This is a genomic window from Acinetobacter sp. NIOH-H-8 (assembly GCF_046635365.1).
Taxonomy (GTDB): Bacteria; Pseudomonadota; Gammaproteobacteria; order Pseudomonadales; family Moraxellaceae; genus Acinetobacter.
In genome coordinates this window covers 1-25,955 of the sequence record NZ_JBHDVN010000040.1, presented here as the reverse complement: position 1 = coordinate 25,955, position 25,955 = coordinate 1, and the positions used below count along the sequence as shown (strand labels likewise).

The following is a 25,955-nucleotide window of genomic DNA, read 5'->3' as shown; positions in this document are numbered from 1 at the left end:
TAGCAAGAGTGAACCACCTGATCCCTTCCCGAACTCAGAAGTGAAACCTCTTAGCGCTGATGGTAGTGTGGGGTCTCCCATGTGAGAGTAAGTCATCGCCAGCTCATTATTCCAAAAGCCCTCTGCTTACGCAGGGGGCTTTTTCTATGTGTGAGATTTAAGAACATTAATTATTCGATGGTTATTTAAACTGAATCATCACATAAAAGGCGAATTGAGAGGCGTATACTGGGCAGGTTCATGGAGCGGATATGTCCTCAAATTCATCTTCAAGCCATATCGCATATGGTTCATCTGCTTTTAAAGCTATTTTATTCTCCTTATTTCTGGCGGGTTTTGCGATTTTCTCATCGCTGTATTGTGTTCAGCCGATGATGCCGATTCTGGCAGACTATTTTCATATCTCTCCGACACAAAGTAGTTTTCCGCTTTCATTCTCTACGATTGCATTAGCTGTTGGCTTGATCTTTACTGGTCTGATTTCAGACCGTTTTGGCCGTAAGCCGATTATGGTCTGGTCTTTATTTTCAGTTTCAGTCTTACTGTTACTCAGTGCTTTACTGCCGATCTGGTCGATATTTCTAGCCACACGAGTACTGATTGGTTTAACGGTTAGTGGTGTGGCAGCCGTGGCTATGACTTATATCGGAGAGGAAGTGGCAGAGCAAGATGTGGGCTTTGCCATGGGATTGTATATTTCTGGGACTGCCATTGGTGGCATGAGCGGACGGTTGATTGCAGGGACATTGGTCGATTTTATTTCCTGGCAATCCGCGACTTTGATCATTGGTTTACTGAATCTATGTATCGCGGCAACTTTCTACTTTCTACTACCGAAGTCCAAGCATTTCAAAGCTTATCCAATTCAATTCAGTCGTTTTATCAGAGCATTTCAGCAGAATCTGAGTGATCCTAAATTAAGAATTCTGTTTTTACAGGGCTTTATTCTGATGGGGGGCTTTGTCTCGGTATTTAACTATCTGAGTTATCGTTTGATTCAAGCGCCATTTGAACTGTCGCATGTCTGGATTGGTCTGATTTCGATTACCTATCTGGCCGGGATTTATAGTTCTCCTCGAGCTGCAGCTTGGAGCAGAAAGTTTGGGCGTTATAAGGTACTTGCCGCCATGCTTTGTACCATGCTGTTTGGCTTAGCCTTAATGCTCATTAATAGCTTGGCTTTGGTTTTTATTGGTTTGCTGATTTTTACCTTTTCCTTTTTTGCGGCTCATTCAACTGCCAGTAGCTGGGTATCGGTGCAATCCTTACAGTATCGTGCGGTAGGTTCGTCCCTTTATTTGTTCTGTTATTACTTAGGTTCAAGCTTACTTGGAAGTTCAAGTGGACTGGTCTGGGAAAATTCCGGATGGTTAGGACTAAGTATATTTATTGCTATTATTTTAGGATTGGGCTTATGGATGACACAGTATTTAAAACCTGCAACTGATCATTCAAAAATAGAATAAGTATATATTCCTGATAAAGGGCTTAAAGCTAATATTGTATAAATTATAATCAAGCAACCTGAGCTGAATTCATGCTAAAATACTCGGCTTTCATCTTTGATCACTTTTCTGATCTTCCATCTGCCAGCCGAGAATTGCTAGCCATGTCTACTGCTTATACCGCTCAGACTGCGCCTAAAGCGTTGTTTGATTACGACAAATATTGGGCGTCATGTTTTGAACCCGCGCCTTTTTTGCCGATGTCACGCGAGGAAATGGACCAACTCGGTTGGGACAGTTGTGACTTTATTTTTGTCTGCGGTGATGCCTATATTGACCACCCGTCATTTGTGACCGGGATCATTGGACGTGTGCTCGAAGCACAAGGTTTCCGCGTCGGGATTATTGCCCAGCCAGACTGGACCAATGTAGAAGCCTTCCGTGTACTCGGTAAGCCGAATATTGCCTGGGGTGTGTCTGCCGGTAATATGGATTCGATGATCAACCGTTATACGGCGGATCGTAAGATTCGTTCAGATGATGCTTACTCACCAGATAACCAGCCGAATAAACGTCCAGACCGTGCCGCAACAGTCTATTGCCAACGTTGTCGTGAAGCTTTTCCGGATGTGCCGGTATTGCTTGGTGGGATTGAAGGTTCATTGCGTCGTATCGCGCATTATGACTATTGGTCAGATAAAGTTCGTCGTTCGATTCTGATGGATTCTAAAGCGGATCTGTTGATGTACGGTAATGGCGAACGCTCGATCATTGAGATCATGCATCGTCTGGCTAAAGGTGAAAAGATTCATCAGATTACCGATGTTCGTGGTACTGCATTCATCATCAATAAACATAACCGTGCTGCGAAAGCCCAGTTTGTCGAAATTGCATCCAATGATGTCGATACCATTGGCCGTGTCGATCCGATCATCAACCCGTATGTGATGAGTGAAGATATTGATGGCTGTGAAATTGAAAAAGATAAAGGCAACAGCTTAAGCCAATACCAGAATTTCCAGAAAGAAGTTGTAGCGAATCCAATCGTGCGTGAAGGGGATAACCTGGACCCAGATACGCAAATTGTTCAGCTACAACCTGCATCTAAAGCGATTAAACATAAATTACCGCCACGTGAACTGGCAGTGATTCGTTTGCCTTCTTTTGAAGAAGTGGCAAATGATCCTGTGCTGTATGCGCATGCGAACCGAATTCTGCATCTGGAAACCAATCCAGGGAACGCGCGTGCCTTGGTACAAAAACATGGTGAACGTGATGTGTGGATCAATCCACCACCGATTCCATTAACTACCGAAGAAATGGATTATGTGTTCGACCTGCCTTATGCACGTCTGCCGCATCCATCCTATGGTAATGCACGCTTCCCTGCCTTCGACATGATCAAGTTCTCGGTGAACATCATGCGTGGCTGTTTCGGTGGTTGTACTTTCTGTTCGATCACAGAGCATGAAGGTCGTATTATTCAGAACCGTTCTGAAGAATCAATCCTGCGTGAAGTAGAAAAAATTCGTGATACGGCTCCGGGCTTTACCGGTATTATCTCCGACTTGGGTGGTCCAACGGCCAACATGTACCGCCTGGCATGTAAAGATCCTGAAATTGAGAAAAACTGTCGTAAACCTTCATGTGTGTTCCCGGGCGTATGTCAAAACCTGCATACCGACCATGCACCGTTGACCCAATTGTATCGTAAAGCACGTGCTTTACCGGGTATTAAAAAGATTCTGATTGGATCAGGTCTGCGTTATGACCTTGCTGTATTGAATCCGGAATATGTCAGAGAGCTGGTCACCCATCACGTGGGTGGTTATCTGAAGATCGCGCCAGAGCATACCGAAAAAGGTCCATTATCCAAGATGATGAAACCGGGGATCGGGACGTATGACCGCTTCAAGCAGATGTTTGACCGTTTCAGTAAAGAAGCCGGTAAGGAACAGTATCTGATTCCTTATTTCATCGCGGCGCATCCGGGTACCACCGATTACGACATGATGAATTTGGCTATCTGGTTGAAAAAGAATGGCTTCCGTGCCGATCAGGTACAAACCTTCTATCCATCACCAATGGCCACTGCAACCACCATGTACTACACCGGTAAAAACCCGCTGGCGAAAGTCGCGCGTTATACTGAAGATGTGGACATCGTGAAAGGTGAGAAACGTCGTCGTCTGCATAAAGCCTTTTTGCGTTATCATGATCCAAACAACTGGCCTTTATTGCGTGAAGCTTTAAAGGAAATGGGGCGTCAGGATCTGATTGGTAACTCGAAACAGCATCTGATTCCAACCTATCAACCTGCTGGTACAGATGGGCAATACCAGTCTGCACGTAAGAAGAATTCGACTGTAGCGGGTGATTCACAGAAACGTACTGCTAACCCAGGTAATCGTGGTCAGGCTCAAAATAACCGTCCGAAAAAACGCCAGATTCTGACCCAGCATACTGGTCTGCCACCGCGTGAAACCGGTGATGCGAAAAAGCCATTCGGCGGCCCTAAACCTAAAGCAAAATCAAAGCCAAAATCACGTGCTTGATTAAGCTGATAAAAAAGACACTTCGGGTGTCTTTTTTTATGTTCAGACTTTATTGATGCGGCTTTCAGGTTCTCAATTAAAATGTAAAATATTTTATTTTTAGTCGATTTAAATTTTTGAAAAATGATATAAAAATAACACTTTGTCGGAATTGTCTTACAGTTCAACCGATTTATATTGCGATCTATCAGGAGACTATTTTACAGTCGCGTATAAGGATTTAACCCTAATTTCTATTGAAATAGCAAAAAGCGGTTTTTAAGTAACCGGCAATCAAGTTTTGCTACGAATTGTATTGGTCTCTACACAGAATGGTAGCAGGGCAATTTTAAAAATAGTATAGGTTTATACTGGATAACAATAAAACAAGAATGATTATAAGAATGCAAGGATTGAGTCATGACCACCTATATGATGATAGGCAGTTTCTTGGTGTTCTGTGTCGTGCTCATGGCATGGAAGCAGCTAAGGAATAGCCCTAAACCGCAAGACAGTGCCTTAAAACAGCGCGCTATTTTTAATCCAAATGAACAACTGACGTTTACACGCCTGAAAGAAGTATTGCCAGATTATATTGTACTGGCACATGTTTCTTATGACGCACTACTTACCACTAAATTTGGCCGTACCCGGCACAAGTATCGTGATCTGATTGCAGATTTTGTGATTCTGGATCAGCAATACCAGATTGTTGCCATTGTAGCTGTCGATGATCCGGTGATTTTAAAACGTCCACAGCAGGCACAATTTCAGGATGCCTTGTTGATTATGGCCGGTTATCGGGTCATTCGCTATGAAGATGTACCGGAATATTATCAGTTACGAGGAGATTTCCTGCGTGAGCAGGAGCATTCCAGTAAAGACCAGAGATTTACTGCTGTGAATGATCTCAAAAAATATCATCTCTATTCAGATCTGGAACGACGTAAAGTCAAAGCATTAAACTGATAGAACCTAAACGAAAAAAGTATGCCAAGTGCATACTTTTTTCTATTTTAGATGAGTAGCAATTAGGCCTGAATAGAAGTCTATTCAGGTTTGACGGCTACGACAGTCAGTTCCACTAACACGCGTGGATCATACAGTTTAGCTTCGACACAGGTGCGGGGTAGGGCTTGAATATCCGATACCCAGGCATCCCAGACTTCATTAAACGCTGCATAATCTTTTTCAATATCTTTGAGATAAATCGTCACAGACATGATCTGGCTTTTATCGGTACCGGCATCCGCCAGGAACTGATCGATAATATCCAGTGTCTGCTGGGTTTGACCTTTGATATCTAGATCCAGATCTGTCGCCAGCTGGCCGGCAAGATGAACCAGATTGCCGGCAATGGCGATCTCAGAAAAGCGTTGTGAAACATGCAAACGTTGAACAGACATCAGCTTAATCCTTGGTTTTTGGCATCAAGGCTGCGACTAATGCAGTCAATAGGCAGCCTATCGCAAGATAGATGGCTACATAATGCCATGAACCATCACCCCAAATCACTAAGGATGCAGCAATCATCGGAGTAAAACCACCGCCAATAATACTGGCGACCTGATAACCGACTCCGGCACCGCTATAGCGATATTCTGTACCAAATAGCGAGGTAAAAATCGGTTGATGTACGCTGACCACCATGTCATGTGCAACATTGGCCAGTAGAATGGCGCCAACAATAATCATCCAGGTATTTTGTGCATCCAGAGCCATAAAGAACGGAAAAGCAGACAGTGCACCGATCAGGCCACCCCAGACACACATGGTTTTATGCTGGATTTTATCGGAGAGCCAGGCAAAGAAAGGAATACTGAAACAGCTGATCGCACCAACCATCAGGGTAATATTCAGGAAGAATTGTTTATCCATGCCCAGGTTGTTGGTGGAATAGTTCAGGGCAAAGTTGGTGACCAGATACATGGTCAGCAGTTCGGTCAAACGTAAGGCAATAATATAAAAGAAAGCTTTCGGATGTTTGCTGATTGCCTGCAAGATCGGCAGTTTTTCTGGATGATGATCTGCCTTAATCACTTTCTCTACGAATTCTTGGGATTCATCCTGATCACGGCGAATCCACATCGCAATTCCGATCAGTACGATACTGGCAATAAACGGAATGCGCCAAGCCCATTCAGCAAAAGCCTCTTCACCCAGTGTAGCAATAATAATCGATACTGCACCCGTTGCCAGTACTAGACCTACGCCATAGCCGACCTGGACACCACTGCTATAAAAGGCTTTTTTGCCTTTAGGGGCATTTTCCACTGCCATCAGGGCAGCACCACCCCATTCACCGCCGACTGCAAAGCCTTGAATGGCACGCAGTGCCACCAGTAAAACCGGTGCCCACCAGCCAATAGCTTCGAAATTAGGTAAAAAACCAATCCCGACGGTAGAAATCCCCATCAGGACCACAGTCAGAACCAGCATTTTCTTGCGGCCGAGCTTGTCGCCGAAATGACCAAATACCACACCGCCTAGAGGGCGAAACAGAAAGCCAACACCAAAGGTCGCTAGTGCCGCCAAGGTGCCCATATTGGCCCCAATACTTGGGAAAAACTGGTCTTTAAAAATTAAGGCTGCAACAATGCCGTAAAGGAGAAAATCATACCAATCGACAACAGCACCAACAAAACTGGATAACGCCGCTTTACGCGCGCGCCGTTCTTGAATAACAGAAGAATTTACAGAGGACATGCAGGGAGGGATTCCATGAGATACATCAGAGTTGCCCTGTAATATTCGGATTTGATCGTCACGCCAATCACAGGACAGTATGCTGAAAGTAAAGGTGATTTTCAGCATCTCAGCACATACATGGATAATGCATTGCGCAGATAGAGTACTCCAAAAATTCAAAATGTAAAAACAAAGTTGCCGTATTTTTAAACTAACGTCTAATAATTGTACAAAATAGGCCTAAAGCAGCAGCAATTGTGTTTCTGTTTCATGTGCAGCGAGCTGATAAACGCCAAGCCCAATCAGCCGAAATTGCAGTTGAGGAGTAATATGCATCTCTTGAAGCAATAAGTGTAAAGCCTGCTCCAGTTCTTGCGGGCTATGCAGCAGCTGGCTGAAGCTTTTACTATGCTGCATGGTCTGAAAATTTTTCATTCTCAGTTTTACAGTAACCCCGCGGGCAGAGAGCTGCTTTTTTTCCAGATTTTGCCAGAGCTGGGTAATTAATAGCTGCCAGTAAGGCTGGCATTGCGGTAAATACAGATCATCATCGAAAGTCGTTTCCTTGGAAATCTGTTGGCGTTCCCGTTCAGCTTCAACTGGCCGATCATCAATGCCTTGAGCATAAAGAAAAAGACGCCGTCCATATTTGCCAAAATGTTGAATCAGGATCGCTTCTTCAGTCTGCTGTAAATCTCCCAAGGTTTCCAGATTCAAACTTTTTAGTTTTTCTTGAGTGACTTTGCCTACACCGGGAATTTTCTTCAGTGGAAGATCCTGAATAAAACGCTGTACTTGTGAAGGTTTGATAACACAGATTCCATTCGGCTTATGCCAGTCGGAGGCAATCTTGGCGAGAAATTTATTCGGGGCCACGCCGGCAGAAGCGGTTAGTCCAGTAGTTTGAAAAATATCTTCACGAATGCGCATTGCCACTTCAGTGGCACTTGGAATCTGCTGCAAATTTTCGGTGACATCCAGATAAGCTTCATCCAGAGACAACGGTTCGATGACCTTGGTATAAGTTTGAAATATTTGATGAATCTGACCAGAGACCTGACGGTATTTGGCAAAATCTGGTTCAATCACGATGACCTGAGGGCAGAGCTTACGTGCTTGAGTCATCGGCATGGCAGAGCGCAGTCCGAATTCGCGGGCCGGATAGGAGGCAGCCGCGACCACTGCCCGCGGATGATGCGAGGCAATCACCACAGGCAGAGCGTTCAGCTCCGGACGCTCACGTAGCTCAACCGAGGCGTAGAAGGCATCCATATCGATGTGAATAATTTTGCGCATATCCAGTATCTTAAGTGGCTTTAGCTGGATTGGGAAGAGACCGGATTGACAAGTAAACAGGCTAAAGTATTATTCAAGACGAAGCATATCCTGTCTAAATAATTCAATATCCATTTCATGGTTGAATCAGGGAGAAATTAGGTTTATTTCTTGGCTGGAGGCTTGGGCTGATCTGGGGTGGGAATACTGTTCTGCTGTAAAAATTTGATCCAGTCCTGCTCCGAGCCATAAAACACGTTGAGATCCACAGTACGGGCAATGCCAGGAATTTCACCTTGACTGGTATGTTGCCAGAAGGTCCATTTAGGCTGACCCTTTAAATCTGGTAAACCTTGGTACTCACGTACCCAGAGCGGTACGTCAGTAAACTCTCCCGCCAGCACGATGTTATAAAAAGATTTGGACACATAGAAGATCGGCTGCTTGCCATAATGGTGTTTTAAGGCATCATGCATGATCCGGATTTCCTTGAGCAGCTGCTCTTTGGAGTAGTGATTAATGCACTTGCTGTCATATTCCAGATCCATTACGGGTGGCAGGGCATCCATTTTACGCGGAACAGACTCTATAAAATTCTGAGCCTGAATACTGCCATCACGGCAAAGCCGATAAAAATGATAAGCACCGACCAGAAAGCCCTGTTCGCGGGCCTGCAGCCAGTATTCCTGAAACTTGGTATCTTTAAAATCACCACCTTCTGTGGATTTTAAATAGACAAATTTATATTTCTGTTTTGGGATTTTCTTCCAGTCTATTTCTTTCTGATGATGGGAAACATCAAAACCATGAATCGGATAATCTGCTGCATGCGCTGAAGGCTGTTTGAAAACCAGCAGATAAAGCACAGTGGTTACCACAAGCGTAATCAGCAGCCCGACTGCAATCACTGAGTGTTTTTTCCAGTTGCTAGAAGTGGGAGCTGCTTTCATGTGCACGGTGGCCTAATCTAGAGATATTCATATCGAGTTTATATTCTGCCCTAGACTGGTGTGTTTTTGGGGATATGCCAGAAAATATAGGCAGCAATAATGTTAATACAGCCTAGACAGAGCAGCGAAACGTGGAAGGCATTATCCAGCTGCTCAGGGCCGAAGTAGGCACTAAACATATTCACTAGCGTACCTGCCAGTGCCACCCCGATACTCATTGACAGCATCATGATCATCGACAGAAAACTGTTACCACTGCTGGCATCCTGCTGGCTTAAATCTTTTAAAGTCAGCGTATTCATTGAGACAAATTGCAGCGAATTCAGAATCCCGAACACAAAGAAATGAATGGCTCTTAGCCAGATAGGGGTTTCCGCCGTAGTCAAGGCAAAACTGGCAATACATAGACCGACCAGCAAGGTGTTGATCAACAAGACTCTACGATAACCGAAACGTTGAATGATTTTGCGGATAATCGGTTTAGATGCTAAAGAACCGAGTACGGTTGGAATCATCAGTAAACCGGTAATAAAAGGTTCAAAACCAAAAGCGACCTGCAACATTAAAGGCAATAAAAACGGAATCGAGTTACCGCCGAGCCGGGCAAAGAAATTACCCAGAATGCCAATCGAATAGATCTTATTTTTAAATAATTTACTGCGAAATAGTGCATTCAGATGAGTATGCGAATGGTAGGCGTAGATGAGTGAGGCAATCAGACCACTTCCGACCAGACTTAAGCTCCACCACAGTGGATATTGTGGATTGGCAAAGTTTTCAATCCCCAGACACAAACCAATCATCGCGATGACCAGTAAAATAAAACCGCCAAAATCAAAATGCTGTACTGTCGGTTCAGTGATATTCGGCATAGCTTTAAAGGTGATCAATGCACCCAGCAGACCAATCGGCAGATTGATCAGGAAAATCCAGTGCCAGGACAGGTACTCCACCATCCAGCCACCTAAGGTTGGACCGATTAAAGGACCCATTAGTCCGGCCAGACTCATCAGACTCATAGCGGATAGAAACTGGGTACGAGGAATAATTTTCAGCATGGCCAGTCGTCCGACTGGAAGCAGCAAAGCACCTCCAATGCCCTGAAATACCCGATAAACCAGTAGTTCATTCAGATTCTCAGACCAGGCACAGCCGAGTGAGGCCAGAGCAAAAATAATGATCGCTGCAAAATAGATATTCCGAACCCCAAAGCGATCTGCCAGCCAGCCACTTAAGGGAATGCAGGCTGCCACAGAAAGCACATAGGCCACCACCACACTATGCATCCGTAACGGATCTTCCTGCAGGTTACTGGCAATCGCAGGCAAGGCGGTATTGATAATCGTGGTATCCAGGCCTTGCATGAAAAAGCCAATCGATACCAGCAAGACCAGCAGTCTGAATTCAGGTTGTAGGGATTGAAGCGTAGGAGTGACATTCATGGATTTAAAAAATCATCTATTTTGAATAGTTTAAAGAAATCTATGCAGCAGTGTGACTGAAATAAAAACGATTGTGAATAGGAGTCGTGTAGACAAAATGCTAATGAATTCACAGCCTGATTTCAGTTATTGAAGAGGAAAGGGTAAAAGATATATTTCTATACTGCGAACCTCTCAAATTGATACAGATTCATAAATACGTCATTTTTGGAACACTTCAAGCTTCTTTTTAAGGAGCAGGCTACAAAAAAATATGACGGAAATGTCATGAAAATGAAATAAAACCGTCATAATCTGGGGCAAACTTCCAGAACTGCTGTACTGGGAACTGTCTAGTAAAAGGTTTTGTACTTATGACCATCGAGATTCTGATGGTAGTTGGCTTCTGTCTGGCCGCCTATTCCATCGTGGGGAATGATGTTCCGCAAACATTAGGAACATTTATTTCATCGAACTCACATCGCCCATGGTGGGTACTCTGGATTTACATCAGTACTATTCTGGTTGTGGTGTTAATTTATGGCTGGTTTGCTTCTGGGGTAGGGGATGCCTCTTATGGACGTCTGGAAACCATTCCTTTCCCTGAAGATGGGGTCACCTGGCTATATGTGGTACCGCCTCTTTTACTGATCATTTTGACCAAATATGGCATTCCGGTCAGTACTACTTTCTTGGTGCTCACGATTTTCTCCCCGAGCAGTCTGGGTTCCATGCTGACCAAGTCAATGATGGGTTACGCCGTCGCTTTCTTTGTGGCGATTGTGATCTATCGTCTGGTCATGAAAAAACTCGCGGTCTATTTCAGTGAAACCCGTGATCAGCAACACTCCCCAATGTGGATGGCCTTGCAATGGCTATCTACGGCATTTCTGTGGAGCCAGTGGCTGATCCAGGATCTGGCTAATATCTTTGTTTATGTGCCGCGTCAGGTGCCGTTTGAGTTCCTGATCTTTGCAATTTCTGTCTTTGTCATCCTGCTGGGCATGATTCTTTACCAGCGTGGTGGAGCTATCCAGAATATTGTTGATACCAAGACCGGGGTGACGGATGTCCGTTCTGCTACGATTATCGACTTTATTTATGCATTGATTCTGCTGGTGTTCAAAGAGTGGAGTAACATCCCGATGAGTACCACTTGGGTATTCCTGGGGTTACTGGCCGGTCGTGAATTTGCGATTTCGATGCTGGTGACCGAAGTCAACAAGCACCGTACTTCACGGAATGTCAGCAAAGATGCCATGAAACTGATGTTTGGTCTAGCCATTAGTGTGTTTCTGGCGACGACTTTGCCTTGGTTCTATCACACGATTTCCGGTTAATGTCTTGGCATGTATAAATGAAAAAAGCGAGCATCAAGCTCGCTTTTTTATGGCTTTAAATCATTGCTATTTAAAGCAGACAAGAAAATTTAAACGACGAAACGTTGCGGAGCATCCAGATTCAGCAAGGTGGTATAAATCTGATCTGCATGTTCACAGATAATCAGTTTAGCCCGATGTTGGGGCGGCAAGAAGCCTTCCTGCACCGCAAGATCAAGCTGGGCAATCAGGGGATTATAAAAGCCATTGACGTTATACAGCATCATCGGTTTTTGATGCTGGTTCAGCTGACCCCAGGTCGCAATTTCCAGAATTTCTTCAAAGGTTCCCAATCCACCCGGCAAGGCGACAAAGGCACAGGCACGATCTGCCATCATGGCCTTACGCTGATGCATGCTGGTGACGATATGCAGTTCTGTGAGTTGAGGATGGGCAATCTCATAATCCAGCATAAATTCTGGAATCACGCCCACCGCTTCACCACCATGCTGAATCATGGTGTCTGCCACCTGACCCATCAGACCAATACTGGCGCCGCCATAGACCAGACCAAAACCATGTTCGGCCAAACCTTGAGAAAGTTGAATCGCTTTTTCCAGATAAATCGGTTTGTTGCCGGCACGAGAGCCACAATATAAAGCCACTAGCGGGCGTGTTGTTTTGGGGGAGTTATCATTAAAATAATCGGTCATTTCCATTACACTTTGCATTTATTTTTTTCACCTTATCATTTTTTTATCTACTTACTATAACTTAGTTAACAAATATGACAATTCCATGAGCTGGCCTCATTTTAGGACAAAATCTTTCATTCAAATTCATCCATAATCCCAGATGAAAACAGGTGAATTTCATGGTGTTCTTGATATACTGAAAGTCTGTCTTACTACAATAGAACTCACATGGGTAGTCGAAGTTGGCGCTTTAATTTAATAAAACGTCACATTATCAAGTCTTTAATTCAAGTCGGGTATCAACCTGTATCTCATCATGCAAATACTTGCCTTTCTCCTCGGTTAGAGGAGCAGATGCGATGATTTTTGAATGGATGTCAGATCCCTCTGCCTGGATTGGCTTACTCACACTGATTGTTCTTGAAATTGTACTCGGGATCGATAACCTGGTCTTTATTGCAATTCTGGCGGAAAAGCTTCCACCTGAACAGCGTAATGCGGCGCGTATTACCGGTCTGGGCTTGGCGCTGTTAATGCGACTGGTGTTACTAGCGTCGATTGCTTGGGTCGTAACGCTTACCGAACCGCTATTCCATATTTTCGAACATCCCTTTTCGGGACGCGACCTGATTTTATTATTTGGTGGTGTGTTCCTGCTGTTTAAAGGCACCATGGAGCTGCATGAGCGTCTGGAAGCCAAACCTGTGACCAAGGAAGAAAATCCGGTACAGGCAGTGTTCTGGATGGTGATTGTTCAGATCGTGGTACTGGACGCCGTATTCTCGCTCGATAGTGTGATTACTGCAGTCGGTATGGTCAAAGACCTGTCTGTGATGATGATCGCGGTGGTTATTGCGGTCGGTATCATGTTGTGGGCCTCTAAAGCCCTCATGGATTTCGTCAACAAGCACCCGACAGTAGTGATTCTCTGTCTGGGCTTCCTGATGATGATTGGTTTCTCGCTGGTGGTTGAAGGCTTTGGTTTCCATATTCCAAAAGGCTATCTATATGCCGCGATTGGTTTCTCTGTGATTGTGGAATTCATTAACCAGACCATGAAACGCAATCAGGAAAAAATGGTCACCACTACTGATATGCGTTACCGTACTGCGTCTGCTGTGATGCGTATGCTGGGCGGTAAACCGGCTCAGGATAATGATTCTTCTGAGCCGGAAGATGTACTGGCGACCCGCGCCTTTGCTGATGAAGTCTTTGATGATGACGAAAGTGGGGTCTACCATAGCGTCATGGTGCAGGGCGTACTTGGCTTGTCAGAACGTCCAGTGAAGTCGGTGATGACACCACGCCCTGAACTGGAATGGATTGATCTGGAAAATGATCATGCCAGTATCAAAGAGCAGTTATTGCATATGAGCCATTCACGCCTGATTGTGGCGCGTGGTGAGCTGGACAATATTGCCGGTGTGGTATTGACCCATAAAGTCCTGAATGAATACATCGAAACAGGTATTTTGGACTTCGAAAAACATCTGCGTGAACCAGTGATTGTGCATGAAAATGCTCAGGTCTTAATGGTGATGGATCAGTTGCGTCAGGCACCGCTACAAATGGCACTGGTATTGAATGAATATGGTTCAATTGAAGGGGTGGCGACACCGATTGATGTGCTGGAAGCGATTGCCGGTGAATTCCCGGATGAAGATCAGCTAGAAGCAGCCGTAGAGAGCCTGGAAGATGGCAGCCTGATTTTGGATGGTTCAACCGATATTCGCCATGTGTCACTGCTTCTGGATCGTGATCTGGTCAATGAAACGGAAGAATATTCAACTTTGTCGGGTTATATCCTGTTCCATCTGGGACGCTTGCCGGAAAATGGCGAAAAGCTCGAAGCAGATGATTATATCTTTGAGGTGGTCACGATGGACGGCCACAAGATTGATAAGGTGCATATTATTGCTCCAGCGAACCGGAAAGACTAGTTCAACGCCTGAAGAGGCCAGCTAAAAGTTTGCTAAAATAGCCCGCATTGTCGGGCTATTTTTTATGGAATCAATATGTCAGAAGCATGTCCATGTGGACGAGGTGAATATGCAAGCTGTTGCCAGCCACTGCATCAGGGTCAGCAATTGGCTCAAAGCGCCGAGCAATTGATGCGCTCGCGGTATAGTGCCTTTGCCAAGCATGAAATTGATTATATCCAGCAGACTACCGCCCGTGGACAGCAGCAGGCTTTGGACATACTAGCCATTGCTGAATGGAGTAGGACCAATCAATGGCTGAAGCTGGAAATCGTGCAGGCGAATGAAAAGCTGGACAAGACCCATGCGCTGGTCGAGTTCAAAGCACATTATCACGATGGCAAGCAGGCCCAGATCCATCATGAAATTTCACATTTTGTGAAGTTCGAGAATCGTTGGTACTTTCTGGATCCGACGATAGATCAACAGCTTACAATGAAACAGCCGTGCATCTGTGGTTCCGGGAAAAAATTTAAGCAATGTTGTACGCATTTTTTATAATTTTCACATAGATTTAGCTTAGAATAGCCGCCATCTCAAAGCCTCAGGTGGAAGCAGGGCGATGTTACTGACCGTCATCTATATTATTGCAATTACCGCTGAAGCCATGACCGGAGCCTTGTCTGCCGGTCGGCGTAGTATGGACTGGTTCGGGGTTACGATTATTGCCTGTGTCACGGCGCTCGGTGGTGGTTCGGTACGTGATGTATTGCTTGGCCATTATCCTTTGACCTGGGTTAAACACCCGGAATATCTGGTGCTGACCTGTTGTGCCGCTTTTGTCACCATCCTGATTGCCAAATGGATGCGCCATTTACGCAATATCTTCCTGGTACTGGATGCCTTGGGCCTTATTGGCTTTACCATCATTGGTTGCCAGATTGCGCTGGAAATGGGGCATGGCTTTGTAGTCAGTGCGGTCGCCGGTGTCCTAACTGGAGTATCGGGCGGTATTTTACGTGACATTTTATGTAATGATGTGCCCTTGGTCTTTCGTCGTGAACTGTATGCCAGTATTTCCTTTGTTGCAGTCATCTTCTACTGGCTTTGCAGCAATTTCGGTCTGTCACTTGAACTGACCATTATTTCTACCCTGATTTTTGGCTTTAGTTTGCGTCTGATTGCAATCTATTTCGGGCTGGAAATGCCGAAGTTTATCTATAAGGATGATGACGAACAGTCCGCTTCATCCAAAGACGAGTCTTGATATAAATTATGGTAACTGCGGGAGGGAAAACTTTCCGTAGGCGTACGTTTTCGTAGTATAAAAAAATAAAAAATCAAACCTCCTGTTGGGACAGCAGCATCTCCCGTTTCACCTGATCAGAGATTTTTGTTATGGATTTAGTTTCTCGGATACAGCGCTTGCCGATCGGCAAGTTCCACTACACTCTTTTATGGGTGATTGGTCTTGGCTGGATGTTTGATGCCATGGATACGGGATTGATTTCCTTTATTCTGGCGAAAATGGCTGAAGACTGGCAGATGACCGCTGACCAGAAAAGCTGGGTGGTTTCGATCGGTTTTATCGGTATGGCGATTGGGGCGATTTTCTCAGGTGGACTGGCAGATCGCTGGGGACGTAAAACGGTATTTGCCAGTACGCTGGTGGTTTATAGTCTGGCAACCGCTGCCTGTGCCTTTGCGCCTAATCTGACCTGGTTACTGGTATTTCGTTTTATTGTCGGTCTGGGATTGGGTGGTCAGTTGCCAGTTGCGGTGACGCTGGTCAGTGAATATATCCCAGCACGGGTACGTGGTCGTTTCATTGTGCTGCTGGAAAGTTTCTGGGGTTTGGGCTGGTTGGTGGCTGCACTGGTGTCACGTTTTGTGATTCCTGATTTTGGCTGGCAAGCTGCATTCATGATTGGCGGGATACCGGCACTATATGCCATCGTAATCTGGAAACTGGTGCCTGAGTCGGTGCCATATCTGATCAATCGTGGCCGGGTAGATGAAGCACAGGCTCTGGTTAAAAAGATTGAGCGAAAATGCGGCGTCGAAGTCATGGAAATCTTTGAAGTTAAACCTGTGGCTGCCAAGCAGAATATCTCGTTTACCCAGCTCTGGAGCGGTATTTTTGCCCGCCGAACCTTGATGCTGTGGCTGATCTGGTTTGGAATCGTTTTCTCCTACTATGGTATTTTTACCTGGTTACCAAGCCTGCTGGTCAAGGAAGGCTATACCATCGTGCAGTCTTTTGAATATGTCTTGGTTATGATTCTGGCGCAATTGCCAGGTTATATTGCGGCAGCATGGCTAGTCGAAAAACTCGGTCGTAAGGCGACTCTGGCTGGCTTTATTGGCATGTGCGCGATCTCAGCCTATTTCTTTGGACAGTCCGGTAGTGTTACCGAGATCGTGATCTGGGGTTGTCTGATGTCCTTCTTTAACTTGGGGGCATGGGGCGTTCTTTATACCTATACACCAGAACAGTATCCAACCAATATCCGTGCTTTCGGCTCAGGCTGGGCGGGTGCAATTGGCCGTATTGGCGGGATTGCTGCACCTTTTGCCGTAACGCATTTGATGGGGATGCCAAACGGTTTCAGTTATGTCTTTACCATGTTTACTGCGGTACTGATTGCAGTGGCTGTGGTCATTTTAGTCCTGGGTGAAGAGACCAAGGGCAAGACGCTAGAATCTATGGGTTTATAAGGTTGGTGATTTTTTAGTTGCTCAGCTGCTATAAAGTGGATATTTTTAGCCCATAAGACACGATTTGTCGCGCTGTGTAGTTTACTGCCCTTGTGCAGCACACAGCCGCGACTTAGCATAAGAAACATTGATACAAAAACGAATTTTAGGATTATAGGTTGTTATGACAAGCCTTGCGCATCATGCGACAGAAAACCGTTCCGTAGCCGAATTTACCGAACAAGCTTATTTAAATTATGCCATGTACGTGATTATGGATCGTGCATTGCCACATATCAGTGACGGTTTGAAACCGGTACAGCGCCGTATTGTCTATGCCATGAGTGAACTGGGTCTGAAATGGACCAGCAAACCGAAAAAATCGGCACGTACTGTCGGGGATGTACTGGGTAAATACCATCCACATGGTGACTCGGCCTGTTACGAAGCCATGGTCCTGATGGCGCAGCCATTCAGTTATCGCTATCCGTTTATTGAAGGACAGGGCAACTGGGGTTCACCGGATGATCCTAAATCTTTCGCAGCGATGCGTTATACCGAAGCCAAACTGTCGCAATATAGCGAACTGCTTTTATCCGAACTAGGACAGGGTACCTGTGACTGGCAGGATAACTTCGATGGTTCGATGAAAGAACCGATCAACTTACCGGCACGTGTTCCAAATATCCTGTTAAATGGTACCACCGGGATTGCTGTGGGGATGGCGACCGATATTCCGCCGCACAACTTGCGCGAAGTGGTGAAAGGTACTATCGCCCTGATCCGTAATCCGAACCTAACCGATGCCAAAATGGCAGAATACATTCCGGGACCGGATTTACCGACCAAAGCGGAAATTATTACGCCATCCTCCGAACTGCTTAAAATTCAGACCACGGGTCGTGGCAGTTACCGCATGCGTGCGGTATATACCATTGATAAAAATGAAATCGTGATCACTGAGTTACCGTATCAGGTATCAGGTTCAAAAATTATCAGCCAGATTGCAGACCAGATGCAGGCGAAAAAGCTGCCATTGGTCACTGATGTTCGTGATGAATCAGATCATGAAAATCCAACACGTTTAGTGGTGGTATTGCGTTCGAACCGTATTGATGCTGAAGCGGTAATGAGCCACCTGTTTGCGACCACTGATCTCGAATCCAGCTATCGCGTCAATATGAACATGATTGGCGCGGATGGCCGTCCACAGGTGAAATCGATTCGTCGTATTCTGCTGGAATGGATCGAAATCCGAAAAACCACCGTCACTCGCCGTCTGCAATATCATCTGAACAAGATCGAAAAACGCCTGCATATTCTCGGTGGTTTGATCATTGCCTACTTGAATATTGATGAAGTGATTCGGATTATTCGTGAGGAAGATCAGCCTAAACCGGTGTTGATGGAACGTTTTGGTATTGATGAGATTCAGGCCGAAGCCATTTTAGAACTCAAGCTACGTCATCTGGCCAAACTTGAAGAAATGGAACTGCGCCGCGAACAGGAAGAGCTGGAAGCCAAAGCTGCGGTGATTCGTGAACAGTTGGCGAATCCTGAGTCTTTAAAAACCTTGATCATCAATGAACTAAAAGAAGATGCCAAGAAATTTGGGGATGATCGCCGTTCTCCAATCGTGCAACGCGCTGAAGCCGCTGCAATTGATGAAACTGAAATGCTGCCAGCGGATCCCGTTACGGTGGTATTGTCTGAGGCAGGCTGGATTCGCTGTGCCAAAGGGCATGAAGTGGATGCTGAAAATCTGAATTTCCGTGCGGGCGATCAATACCTTAGTCATGCTCAAGGTAAATCTAATCAACGCGTCTATGTATTAGATGATAGTGGCCGTAGCTATGGCTTGCCAATCAACAGTCTGCCATCGGCACGAGGACTTGGTGAACCATTGAGTTCAAAACTGTCTCCAGCAAGTGGGGTAGGCTTCAAGCAGGTGTTGGTCGCTGAAGATGATGCGGAAATCCTGGCAGTCAGCAGTAAAGGCTATGGATTTAAAACCCAGGCCAAGCAGCTGGATACCAATGCCAAAGCAGGTAAGGCTTTCTTGAATCTATCTGAAGGTGCACAGGTCATGAACCTGCAGCCGCTGGAAGATGCAACTCATGTTGCACTCCTCAGTTCAGCTGGCCGTCTGCTGGTTGTTGATCTGTCGGAATTACCTGTACTCAATAAAGGTAAAGGTAATAAATTGATACAACTTGAAGATAAAGATCAAATTTTATCCATGACAATATTGAAACTTGATGAAATAATTCAAGTGCTTGCAGGACAGCAACAATTAAAACTTAAAGGGGATGACCTGCAAAAATATATTGGGAAACGAGGCTCTAAAGGAACCCTGTTACCACGTGGATATCAAAAAGCAAATAAACTGTTGATTCAAAGATAATACTAGCATCCATGAATCGAAATACGTTATATATGAGTAACGATTCGACAAATGGATGCAATGTTGCACATATACAAGTCTAAAAAATGACGTGCAGCATTGAAAAAAACAGTTGAACTACTAAGGATTATGATTGGAGAGATTGGCATTATGGAAAAGATTTGGTTCGCTGAATACCAAAAAACAGGGATTCCAGAAACTGTAGAATTACCAGCAGAAAATACGTCTCTGGTTGATATTTTTGAACGCAATTTCCAAAAATTTGGCTCACGTGATGCCTTTATCTTTATGGATAAGACTTTAACGTTCAATGAGTTGGAAGAAGCTAGTCGTAAATTCGCAGCATATTTACAAAGTTTGGGTCTGGCAAAAGGCACACGTGTTGCCGTAATGATGCCAAACGTTCTTCAGTATCCGGTCGTAGCATTGGGGGTGTTCCGCGCTGGTTTAGTACTGGTGAATGTAAATCCACTATATACATCACGTGAGCTTGAGCATCAGTTAAAAGATTCTGGCGCTGAAGTTCTGGTCATTATTGAGAACTTTGCAAGCGTTTATCAGTCAATTATTGGTAAAACGCCTGTGAAGCACGTGGTTGTTGCTTCTGTGGGTGACATGCTGGGTGCTTTAAAAGGTACTTTGGTGAACTTTGTATTGCGTTCAGTACGCAAGCAGATTCCGGCATGGGATATTCCAGGTCACATCAAGTTCAATGCAGCCCTGAATAAAGTTAACCCAAGCAACTATAAACGCCCTGAATTGACTTTAAGTGATACTGCTGTACTTCAGTATACAGGTGGTACTACTGGTGTTTCTAAAGGTGCTGAACTGACCCATCGTAATCTGGTTGCTAACCTGTTACAGTGTGACGGTATCTTCCAGAGCAAATTCGGTGCGCAAGATGGCCAACCAGATGACCGTATTTTCTGTGCTTTACCGCTTTATCATATCTTTGCTTTCATGGTCTGTGCACTTTACGGCATGTATAAAGGTCAGGCGAACGTTCTGATTCCTAACCCGCGTGACCTGCCTGCGGTGATGAAAGAATTACGTAAATACCAGCCAACATTCTTCCCTGCTGTGAACACGCTGTTTAATGCGCTTGTAAACAACGAAGAGTTCAAGCAACTGGATCATAGCCGTTTAAAAATGGCGATGGGCGGTGGTATGGCTGTTCTGCCTTCTACTGCAGAAGCCTGGAAGAAAATTACTGGCACTAACATCGTTGAAGGTTATGGCCTGTCTGAAACTTCTCCAGTAGCAACTGCGAACCCACCGGCATCTGAAGCATTTAGCGGTACGATTGGTATTCCGTTACCTTTGACTGAAGTTGCAATTCTGGATGATGACGGTAATGAAGTTGCACTCGGTGAGCAGGGTGAAATCTCAATCCGTGGTCCACAGGTGATGAAAGGCTATTGGAACCGTCCGGATGAAACCGATAAAGTGATGGTAAATGGCTTCTTCCGTACCGGTGATATCGGTGTTATGGATTCACGTGGTTACATCAAAATCGTTGACCGTAAGAAAGACATGATTCTGGTCTCTGGCTTCAACGTTTATCCTTCTGAAATTGAAGAAGTCGTTGCGAAACATCCAAAAGTACTGGAAGTGGCTGCAATTGGTGTACCAGATGAAAAATCAGGTGAAGTGCCAAAACTGTTTGTGGTGAAGAAAGACCCTTCATTGACGACTGAAGAAGTTCTGGCATTTGCAAAAGAAAATCTGACCGGTTATAAACGCCCACGTTATGTTGAATTTATGGATGAATTACCAAAATCTAACGTAGGCAAAATCCTGCGTAAAGATCTACGTAAGACTGCATAAATCCTGCAATAAAAAAAGCGCCTGAGGGCGCTTTTTTTAATTCTCTTTTTTCATTAGCCAGCGGTCGAAGTAAGGACGTCCTACCCCGATCACACCCAAAAAAATAAACATGGTACCAAACTGGCGGTTAAATCCTCTCAAATTAAAACTGCCATAACTGAGAATATTATCTATCAAGCAATAAATGATGATCGCGACTACCCAGTGCCAGATCGGCATACGCTTGATACCTACGGCATAGAAGGCAATCCATAAGATGGCAAAAGTAAAGAGGGGAGACCAGATATTCATATTGGCACAAATAACGGCTATCAGAAATGCCACAATCGGCAATACGATTTTTAATACGCGATCCACTTGACGTTGATGCTGGCGCTGTTTCTCGAGGACATCGAACATTTCATTTTGATCAGGGCTGACCATAGTGAATCCTTAATCATTTATAAAAACACTCTATTTAACAAAATTTATTCACGAAACGCCATGCTATGATAGACATAAAAATTCTCAAGAGAAAAATCAGATGCATAGCATTAGTGGGGTTATCTATCTCATTTTGGCAGCTTGTCTTTTACCTTATGTTTTTACCTTGATTGCTAAAAAATCGGCAGGGTTTCGTGCAAAAGACAATCAGAATCCGCGGGCATTTTTAGAACAGTCTACAGGCCTGGCCAGTCGTGCCAATGCCGCTCAGCAGAATAGCTTTGAAAGCTTACCACTCTTTATTGCCTCGATTCTGATGGCAGAATATATGGTCGTTTCACAAAGTCTGGTCATGACCTTTGGGATTGCCTATCTTGTTTTTCGGGTCATCTATGGGATCTGTTATCTGGCGAACTGGTCGACCTTACGTTCAATTGTCTGGCTGTTATCCTTATTATGTCCAATAACCTTGCTGCTGTTAATTATCAAGATCTCTTAATCTAAAAATAAAGCAGTTTGAGATATTTACAGTTCGATATTTTAAAATCAAAAAAAATCTGTAAAAACCGTTATAATTGTCGCGGTTTTTAAAAGATATAACTTGTTAAAGAGTGATGCTATGAGCTACAGCAATATCCCAGCGGGTAAAGATGCGCCAAACGACATCTATGTCATTATCGAAATTCCTGCAAATGCAGCACCAATCAAATATGAAATCGATAAAGATTCTGATGCATTATTTGTAGACCGTTTCATGGGTACAGCAATGTTCTACCCAGCAAACTATGGTTATGTACCAAATACACTTTCTCTAGATGGCGACCCTCTAGACGTATTGGTGGTAACTCCACATCCAGTAGAGCCAGGTTCAGTCATTCGTTGCCGTCCTGTCGGTAAACTGAACATGGAAGATGACGGTGGTGTTGATGCGAAACTGGTTGCAGTTCCACACGACAAACTGACTCCGATCTACAAAGATGTTCAAGAATATACTGATCTTCCTCCATTACTGATCAGCCAAATCGAACACTTCTTCCAGCACTACAAAGACTTGGAACCAGGTAAATGGGTTAAGTTAAGTGGTTGGGAAGGTGCTGATGTTGCTAAAAAGGAAGTACTCAGCTCAATTGCAGCTTATGCAGAAGCAAATAAATAATTCATTTGCTTTTCAGTTTAAGTCTTTAACTTTTTAAAGCTTAAACAAAAAAACCTGCACAATGTGCAGGTTTTTTATTATGGCTTGAAATTCGGGTGAATTAGAATAATTTCACAGGAATATCTAACCAGATACGCCATTCGTTGGTGTCACCAATGTATCGATCAGCTTGATAATCATCGCTTGCACGGTAGTAAGAGTGACGTAAACGCAAGCTCGCATCTTTAGCAAAACCAGATTGAACAGTATATTTCACCTGGTTAAAGAATTCACGTTCTTGTGCATCATTAGTCACTAACTGAGAACGATCTGGACTACCTGCTACATCAATATCCCAACCATATACAAATGCGGAAGTCCAAGATAGACCAGGAACATTTACAGCACCGAAGTCAAATGTGTATTGAAGTTGTGCTGATTTTTCATTATTGCCAATGAAGTCAGACAGGTATGAGTTTGGTAGATAAATTGTTTGATGACCATCACCTACACCGCGACCCAACCCATAGTCATAGCCTGTGTTACCAGTATTTTGTTGGTAAGCCACCATGATATTGTGCGGACCAGTATTGTAAGTGGTAGAAATAGCCCAAATATTGTTGCTTAAGTTACTTAAGTCATTTGTGGTATGAGAATAAGTATATGCACCACCGTCAGCTTTTTTATCCCACTCAGTATGATAGCCACTGAAATCGTGAGTTAAAGTGCCGCCATTGGCTACTGCATAGCTATAGTTCGCATTCACATAATGACGGTCTAAACGGTCTTTAATATCTGTACCGTAGTAAGAAGCGTTTAGAGCATCACTAAATTTATATTTCGCGCCCCAAACAACAGCACGATCAAGCTCGTTACCATCAGAGTCGATTTGGTCTGAATATTGGTTTTTAGTAAATTTACCAGCTGTTAATGACAGGTTATCAATTTCATTACTCGTCACTAATACGCCTTCAAAGTATTCAGGAACGAGACGTGCAGTATTTGATGCCAATACAGGAAGATCTAAAACTTGGGTACCATATACAGCAGTGGTATTAGATACACGAGCTTTCACATAAGCCCCACCACGAGCCCAATGATCATAAGTATCGCCAGCGCCTTTAACGTATTCACCTTTAGCATTGAAACCATTTTCACGAGGAATCATGCCATTACCGGCATTTTTGTTGTTTCCTAGTTTGAAAGAAGCATCACCGATGATCCCGGCACCAAAGCCGACTACACCTTTAGTAAAGCCAGAATCCAGTTTCACAATTGCAGTCTGTGCAGCTGAACTTGTATCTGCTACGCCATTTTTCTTATCACGAGATAAATAACCAGTACGGAAAAGTACAGATCCTTCTGCGTCTTCTACAAAACCTTTAGACTCACTCTGCTCGCTAGCAAAAGCGGTTGAGATCAATGCAGCCTGAATCAAAACTGCCAATGTTAATTTTTTTGTGTTTTGCATTGGGAGAGAGCCTTATACAAATTGATGAAAATTTTTAGGAATTGTATAAGATTCGCTGAATAAATGTCATTTTTATTTACGATATTCCACTAAAGTCGAGGGATTTTTTTAATCTAAAGTGAATAATGGTAAGAGATCTAACAGTCTAAATCCTGACCATATAGTAAAAAACAAATAAAAAACAAAGATATTTTTTAAATCTAAATTCTCTGAAGGGTATGACTCAGGAGTGCATCAATAATATTTAAAATTAAAATTTTTAGAATGAAAAAGTTGAGTGTTCAAAATCTACATTTTCTGTATCAGACTCTTCATTAATAATTTCTTAAAAGTGAGAATTGATTATAAATTATTGAATTTTAATATATAAATATTTAATTTAAATATTTATAAATCCAAAAATGCGCATAGATTTCCGAATAATAAAAAGTCATTCTATGAGAGTCACTTTTTGTTGCTTAGCACTATTTTGAACTTTTTAATCCAGAAATTTTCTGAGTTTGAGTAAGAATCGAAAACTCGAATAGAGCAATCTGCTTCTTTACCTTTTATTTCTGCACCTTTTTTTAGCACAAAATTTAATCAATGTAAAAATAGTTTCAAAATAGCGCAACTTGTAAATGATTATGTATAGGGCCGAAAAGAGAAAGTAAATCTTTGAAAAAGAGCTAATGGTAAAAAAAATCTATTAAAGTACTTTTTTAAAAAAATTAAATATAATTTAAAAACAAAAACATAGATATTTATTTTATTTTTATTCATTAGATTTCAGTGGTTTTATTCCAGATTGGCATAGCTCTTGCAAATTTTGAACTTGAGTTTAATCAATATCATAAAAACGTCTCAGACGATCTGGGGGAGTCATACAATGAAATCGACATTAAAAGTATTATCTTTTGCTTTACTAGGTGCTGCATCTTCTTTCACTTTCGCGGATGAACCAGCTGCTGAACATTCAGTTTCTGGAAATATCAGTGTACTTTCAAGTTATAACCTGCGTGGGATTACCAACACACCTGAAAATAGCGGAGCTACTTTACAAGGTGGACTTGACTATAATCATGCCTCTGGCTTCTATGCTGGTTGGTGGGGTTCGACATTAGACTATGGTGATGATTTGCCCAATGCCTTTGAAAATGATTTTTATGCGGGCTATAACGGTTCAATCAATGAAGACTGGGGTTATACAGCGGGTTTAACTTATTATTACTATTATGATATTGGCAATACAGGCTCAAATGGTTTTGAAACCATGCTGGGTCTGACGTACAAAGATTTTGGTGTGACTGCTCAAACATTGCTTGAAGATCTTGATTGGGGTAATGCAGGGGATACTTATCTTAAAGGCACCTATAGCTATGCACTGCCAAAAGATTTTAGTCTGGATACTGCACTTGGCCTATATATTTATGCCAAAGATGGCGACATAAAAGGAACAGAAAACAGTTTCGGTTTCCGTCATTTCGATATCGGTCTAAGCAAGCCACTTGCTGATACAGGCATCACCGCCAGCATGAATTATATTTTTGGTGGTTATAACCGTTTTGAAGATAAACAGAAAAATAAAGTGGTATTAGGACTAGGCTACAGCTTCTAATCTTTGGGGTTTAAAAAAGGCGATCTCAGGTCACTGCTGTCCCATAGTTTGCTTTAAATAAAAAAACCTGAGTCCTAACAGTTAAAATATGAGTGCAAACAAACACTTTAACGACCAGGATTCAGGTTTTGTCACATCAGAATACCGTATTTCAT

At 43.6% G+C, this 25,955-nt stretch carries 21 protein-coding genes and 1 rRNA gene; 14 read left to right on the top strand and 8 right to left on the bottom strand.

Going from position 1 to position 25,955, the window contains the following annotated elements:
* The 4 genes from rrf to ACEWB7_RS13135 form a co-directional block, all read left to right on the top strand.
* Positions 1-104, top strand: a 5S ribosomal RNA gene (rrf, locus tag ACEWB7_RS13150); the annotation flags it as partial.
* 147 nt (positions 105-251) lie between these two features.
* Positions 252-1,466, top strand: a complete 1,215-nt coding sequence (locus tag ACEWB7_RS13145) for an MFS transporter (RefSeq protein WP_125279412.1) — start codon at positions 252-254, stop codon at positions 1,464-1,466.
* A 143-nt stretch (positions 1,467-1,609) separates the two neighbouring features.
* Positions 1,610-4,000 (top strand): YgiQ family radical SAM protein, encoded by a 2,391-nt coding sequence (locus ACEWB7_RS13140; protein WP_312309670.1) that lies wholly within the window; start codon positions 1,610-1,612, stop codon positions 3,998-4,000.
* Positions 4,001-4,399: 399 nt separating this feature from the next.
* Positions 4,400-4,948 (top strand): DUF2726 domain-containing protein, encoded by a 549-nt coding sequence (locus ACEWB7_RS13135; RefSeq protein ID WP_411580893.1) that lies wholly within the window; start codon positions 4,400-4,402, stop codon positions 4,946-4,948.
* An 80-nt stretch (positions 4,949-5,028) separates the two neighbouring features.
* Here ACEWB7_RS13135 and ACEWB7_RS13130 read toward each other — a convergent pair whose 3' ends face one another.
* The 5 genes from ACEWB7_RS13130 to mdtD all read right to left on the bottom strand — a co-directional run bounded on the left by ACEWB7_RS13130 (position 5,029) and on the right by mdtD (position 10,334).
* Complete coding sequence (locus ACEWB7_RS13130) at positions 5,029-5,385, bottom strand: RidA family protein (protein WP_005233436.1); 357 nt, start codon at positions 5,383-5,385, stop codon at positions 5,029-5,031.
* Between the two features lie 4 nt (positions 5,386-5,389).
* Positions 5,390-6,685 (bottom strand): shikimate transporter, encoded by a 1,296-nt coding sequence (gene shiA / locus ACEWB7_RS13125; RefSeq protein WP_034703854.1) that lies wholly within the window; start codon positions 6,683-6,685, stop codon positions 5,390-5,392.
* Between the two features lie 222 nt (positions 6,686-6,907).
* Positions 6,908-7,963, bottom strand: a complete 1,056-nt coding sequence (gene dinB / locus ACEWB7_RS13120) for a DNA polymerase IV (protein ID WP_034703856.1) — start codon at positions 7,961-7,963, stop codon at positions 6,908-6,910.
* Positions 7,964-8,106: 143 nt separating this feature from the next.
* Positions 8,107-8,892, bottom strand: a complete 786-nt coding sequence (locus ACEWB7_RS13115; RefSeq protein WP_312309663.1) for a GH25 family lysozyme — start codon at positions 8,890-8,892, stop codon at positions 8,107-8,109.
* 50 nt (positions 8,893-8,942) lie between these two features.
* Positions 8,943-10,334, bottom strand: coding sequence for a multidrug transporter subunit MdtD (gene mdtD, locus ACEWB7_RS13110; protein WP_312309662.1), 1,392 nt, complete (start codon positions 10,332-10,334; stop codon positions 8,943-8,945).
* A gap of 353 nt (positions 10,335-10,687) precedes the next feature.
* On the opposite strand from mdtD, the gene ACEWB7_RS13105 reads away from it, so the two are divergent.
* A complete protein-coding gene (locus ACEWB7_RS13105) occupies positions 10,688-11,653 on the top strand; it encodes a hypothetical protein (RefSeq protein WP_034169797.1) in 966 nt (321 codons plus the stop codon).
* Positions 11,654-11,742: 89 nt separating this feature from the next.
* On the opposite strand, the gene ACEWB7_RS13100 is transcribed toward ACEWB7_RS13105, so the two are convergent.
* The gene (locus tag ACEWB7_RS13100) at positions 11,743-12,363 is read right to left on the bottom strand and encodes a TIGR00730 family Rossman fold protein (protein WP_034703864.1); all 621 of its coding nucleotides are present in this window, start codon (positions 12,361-12,363) and stop codon (positions 11,743-11,745) included.
* Between the two features lie 323 nt (positions 12,364-12,686).
* Here ACEWB7_RS13100 and ACEWB7_RS13095 point away from each other — a divergent pair, with 323 nt between their 5' ends.
* The 6 genes from ACEWB7_RS13095 (at position 12,687) to ACEWB7_RS13070 (ending at position 21,174) form a co-directional block, all read left to right on the top strand.
* Entirely contained in the window at positions 12,687-14,267 is a 1,581-nt protein-coding gene (locus ACEWB7_RS13095; protein WP_034703866.1) for a TerC family protein, read from the top strand.
* Between the two features lie 75 nt (positions 14,268-14,342).
* The gene (locus ACEWB7_RS13090; protein ID WP_034703868.1) at positions 14,343-14,807 is read left to right on the top strand and encodes a YchJ family protein; all 465 of its coding nucleotides are present in this window, start codon (positions 14,343-14,345) and stop codon (positions 14,805-14,807) included.
* 61 nt (positions 14,808-14,868) lie between these two features.
* Positions 14,869-15,513, top strand: coding sequence for a trimeric intracellular cation channel family protein (locus ACEWB7_RS13085; RefSeq protein ID WP_034169794.1), 645 nt, complete (start codon positions 14,869-14,871; stop codon positions 15,511-15,513).
* Between the two features lie 131 nt (positions 15,514-15,644).
* The gene (locus tag ACEWB7_RS13080) at positions 15,645-16,964 is read left to right on the top strand and encodes an MFS transporter (RefSeq protein WP_005233444.1); all 1,320 of its coding nucleotides are present in this window, start codon (positions 15,645-15,647) and stop codon (positions 16,962-16,964) included.
* A gap of 163 nt (positions 16,965-17,127) precedes the next feature.
* Positions 17,128-19,347, top strand: coding sequence for a DNA topoisomerase IV subunit A (gene parC / locus ACEWB7_RS13075; RefSeq protein ID WP_034703871.1), 2,220 nt, complete (start codon positions 17,128-17,130; stop codon positions 19,345-19,347).
* Positions 19,348-19,497: 150 nt separating this feature from the next.
* A complete protein-coding gene (locus ACEWB7_RS13070) occupies positions 19,498-21,174 on the top strand; it encodes an AMP-binding protein (protein ID WP_411580892.1) in 1,677 nt (558 codons plus the stop codon).
* A gap of 36 nt (positions 21,175-21,210) precedes the next feature.
* On the opposite strand, the gene ACEWB7_RS13065 is transcribed toward ACEWB7_RS13070, so the two are convergent.
* Positions 21,211-21,597, bottom strand: coding sequence for a hypothetical protein (locus ACEWB7_RS13065; RefSeq protein WP_034703874.1), 387 nt, complete (start codon positions 21,595-21,597; stop codon positions 21,211-21,213).
* Positions 21,598-21,697: 100 nt separating this feature from the next.
* Between ACEWB7_RS13065 and ACEWB7_RS13060 the strand changes: the two genes are divergently transcribed.
* Both ACEWB7_RS13060 and ppa read left to right on the top strand, forming a co-directional pair.
* Entirely contained in the window at positions 21,698-22,096 is a 399-nt protein-coding gene (locus ACEWB7_RS13060; RefSeq protein WP_034703876.1) for an MAPEG family protein, read from the top strand.
* 120 nt (positions 22,097-22,216) lie between these two features.
* Entirely contained in the window at positions 22,217-22,753 is a 537-nt protein-coding gene (gene ppa, locus ACEWB7_RS13055; protein WP_034703878.1) for an inorganic diphosphatase, read from the top strand.
* Between the two features lie 100 nt (positions 22,754-22,853).
* Here ppa and ACEWB7_RS13050 read toward each other — a convergent pair whose 3' ends face one another.
* Positions 22,854-24,203 carry an OprD family outer membrane porin gene (locus ACEWB7_RS13050; RefSeq protein WP_411580891.1) on the bottom strand — a complete coding sequence of 450 codons (1,350 nt, stop codon included), beginning with the start codon at positions 24,201-24,203 and terminating at the stop codon, positions 22,854-22,856.
* A gap of 868 nt (positions 24,204-25,071) precedes the next feature.
* Between ACEWB7_RS13050 and ACEWB7_RS13045 the strand changes: the two genes are divergently transcribed.
* Positions 25,072-25,800, top strand: a complete 729-nt coding sequence (locus ACEWB7_RS13045) for a TorF family putative porin (protein WP_180011321.1) — start codon at positions 25,072-25,074, stop codon at positions 25,798-25,800.
* The last annotated feature ends 155 nt before the right edge of the window (positions 25,801-25,955 follow it).

What these genes read in the sequence shown, in the direction of transcription:
- ACEWB7_RS13145 (WP_125279412.1), top strand. Translation starts at nt 252, where the DNA reads ATGTCCTCAAATTCATCTTCAAGCCATATCGCATATGGTTCATCTGCT.
- ACEWB7_RS13140 (WP_312309670.1), top strand. Translation starts at nt 1,610, where the DNA reads ATGTCTACTGCTTATACCGCTCAGACTGCGCCTAAAGCGTTGTTTGAT.
- ACEWB7_RS13135 (WP_411580893.1), top strand. Translation starts at nt 4,400, where the DNA reads ATGACCACCTATATGATGATAGGCAGTTTCTTGGTGTTCTGTGTCGTG.
- ACEWB7_RS13130 (WP_005233436.1), bottom strand. Translation starts at nt 5,385, where the DNA reads ATGTCTGTTCAACGTTTGCATGTTTCACAACGCTTTTCTGAGATCGCC.
- shiA (WP_034703854.1), bottom strand. Translation starts at nt 6,685, where the DNA reads ATGTCCTCTGTAAATTCTTCTGTTATTCAAGAACGGCGCGCGCGTAAA.
- dinB (WP_034703856.1), bottom strand. Translation starts at nt 7,963, where the DNA reads ATGCGCAAAATTATTCACATCGATATGGATGCCTTCTACGCCTCGGTT.
- ACEWB7_RS13115 (WP_312309663.1), bottom strand. Translation starts at nt 8,892, where the DNA reads ATGAAAGCAGCTCCCACTTCTAGCAACTGGAAAAAACACTCAGTGATT.
- mdtD (WP_312309662.1), bottom strand. Translation starts at nt 10,334, where the DNA reads ATGAATGTCACTCCTACGCTTCAATCCCTACAACCTGAATTCAGACTG.
- ACEWB7_RS13105 (WP_034169797.1), top strand. Translation starts at nt 10,688, where the DNA reads ATGACCATCGAGATTCTGATGGTAGTTGGCTTCTGTCTGGCCGCCTAT.
- ACEWB7_RS13100 (WP_034703864.1), bottom strand. Translation starts at nt 12,363, where the DNA reads ATGCAAAGTGTAATGGAAATGACCGATTATTTTAATGATAACTCCCCC.
- ACEWB7_RS13095 (WP_034703866.1), top strand. Translation starts at nt 12,687, where the DNA reads ATGATTTTTGAATGGATGTCAGATCCCTCTGCCTGGATTGGCTTACTC.
- ACEWB7_RS13090 (WP_034703868.1), top strand. Translation starts at nt 14,343, where the DNA reads ATGTCAGAAGCATGTCCATGTGGACGAGGTGAATATGCAAGCTGTTGC.
- ACEWB7_RS13085 (WP_034169794.1), top strand. Translation starts at nt 14,869, where the DNA reads ATGTTACTGACCGTCATCTATATTATTGCAATTACCGCTGAAGCCATG.
- ACEWB7_RS13080 (WP_005233444.1), top strand. Translation starts at nt 15,645, where the DNA reads ATGGATTTAGTTTCTCGGATACAGCGCTTGCCGATCGGCAAGTTCCAC.
- parC (WP_034703871.1), top strand. Translation starts at nt 17,128, where the DNA reads ATGACAAGCCTTGCGCATCATGCGACAGAAAACCGTTCCGTAGCCGAA.
- ACEWB7_RS13070 (WP_411580892.1), top strand. Translation starts at nt 19,498, where the DNA reads ATGGAAAAGATTTGGTTCGCTGAATACCAAAAAACAGGGATTCCAGAA.
- ACEWB7_RS13065 (WP_034703874.1), bottom strand. Translation starts at nt 21,597, where the DNA reads ATGGTCAGCCCTGATCAAAATGAAATGTTCGATGTCCTCGAGAAACAG.
- ACEWB7_RS13060 (WP_034703876.1), top strand. Translation starts at nt 21,698, where the DNA reads ATGCATAGCATTAGTGGGGTTATCTATCTCATTTTGGCAGCTTGTCTT.
- ppa (WP_034703878.1), top strand. Translation starts at nt 22,217, where the DNA reads ATGAGCTACAGCAATATCCCAGCGGGTAAAGATGCGCCAAACGACATC.
- ACEWB7_RS13050 (WP_411580891.1), bottom strand. Translation starts at nt 24,203, where the DNA reads ATGCAAAACACAAAAAAATTAACATTGGCAGTTTTGATTCAGGCTGCA.
- ACEWB7_RS13045 (WP_180011321.1), top strand. Translation starts at nt 25,072, where the DNA reads ATGAAATCGACATTAAAAGTATTATCTTTTGCTTTACTAGGTGCTGCA.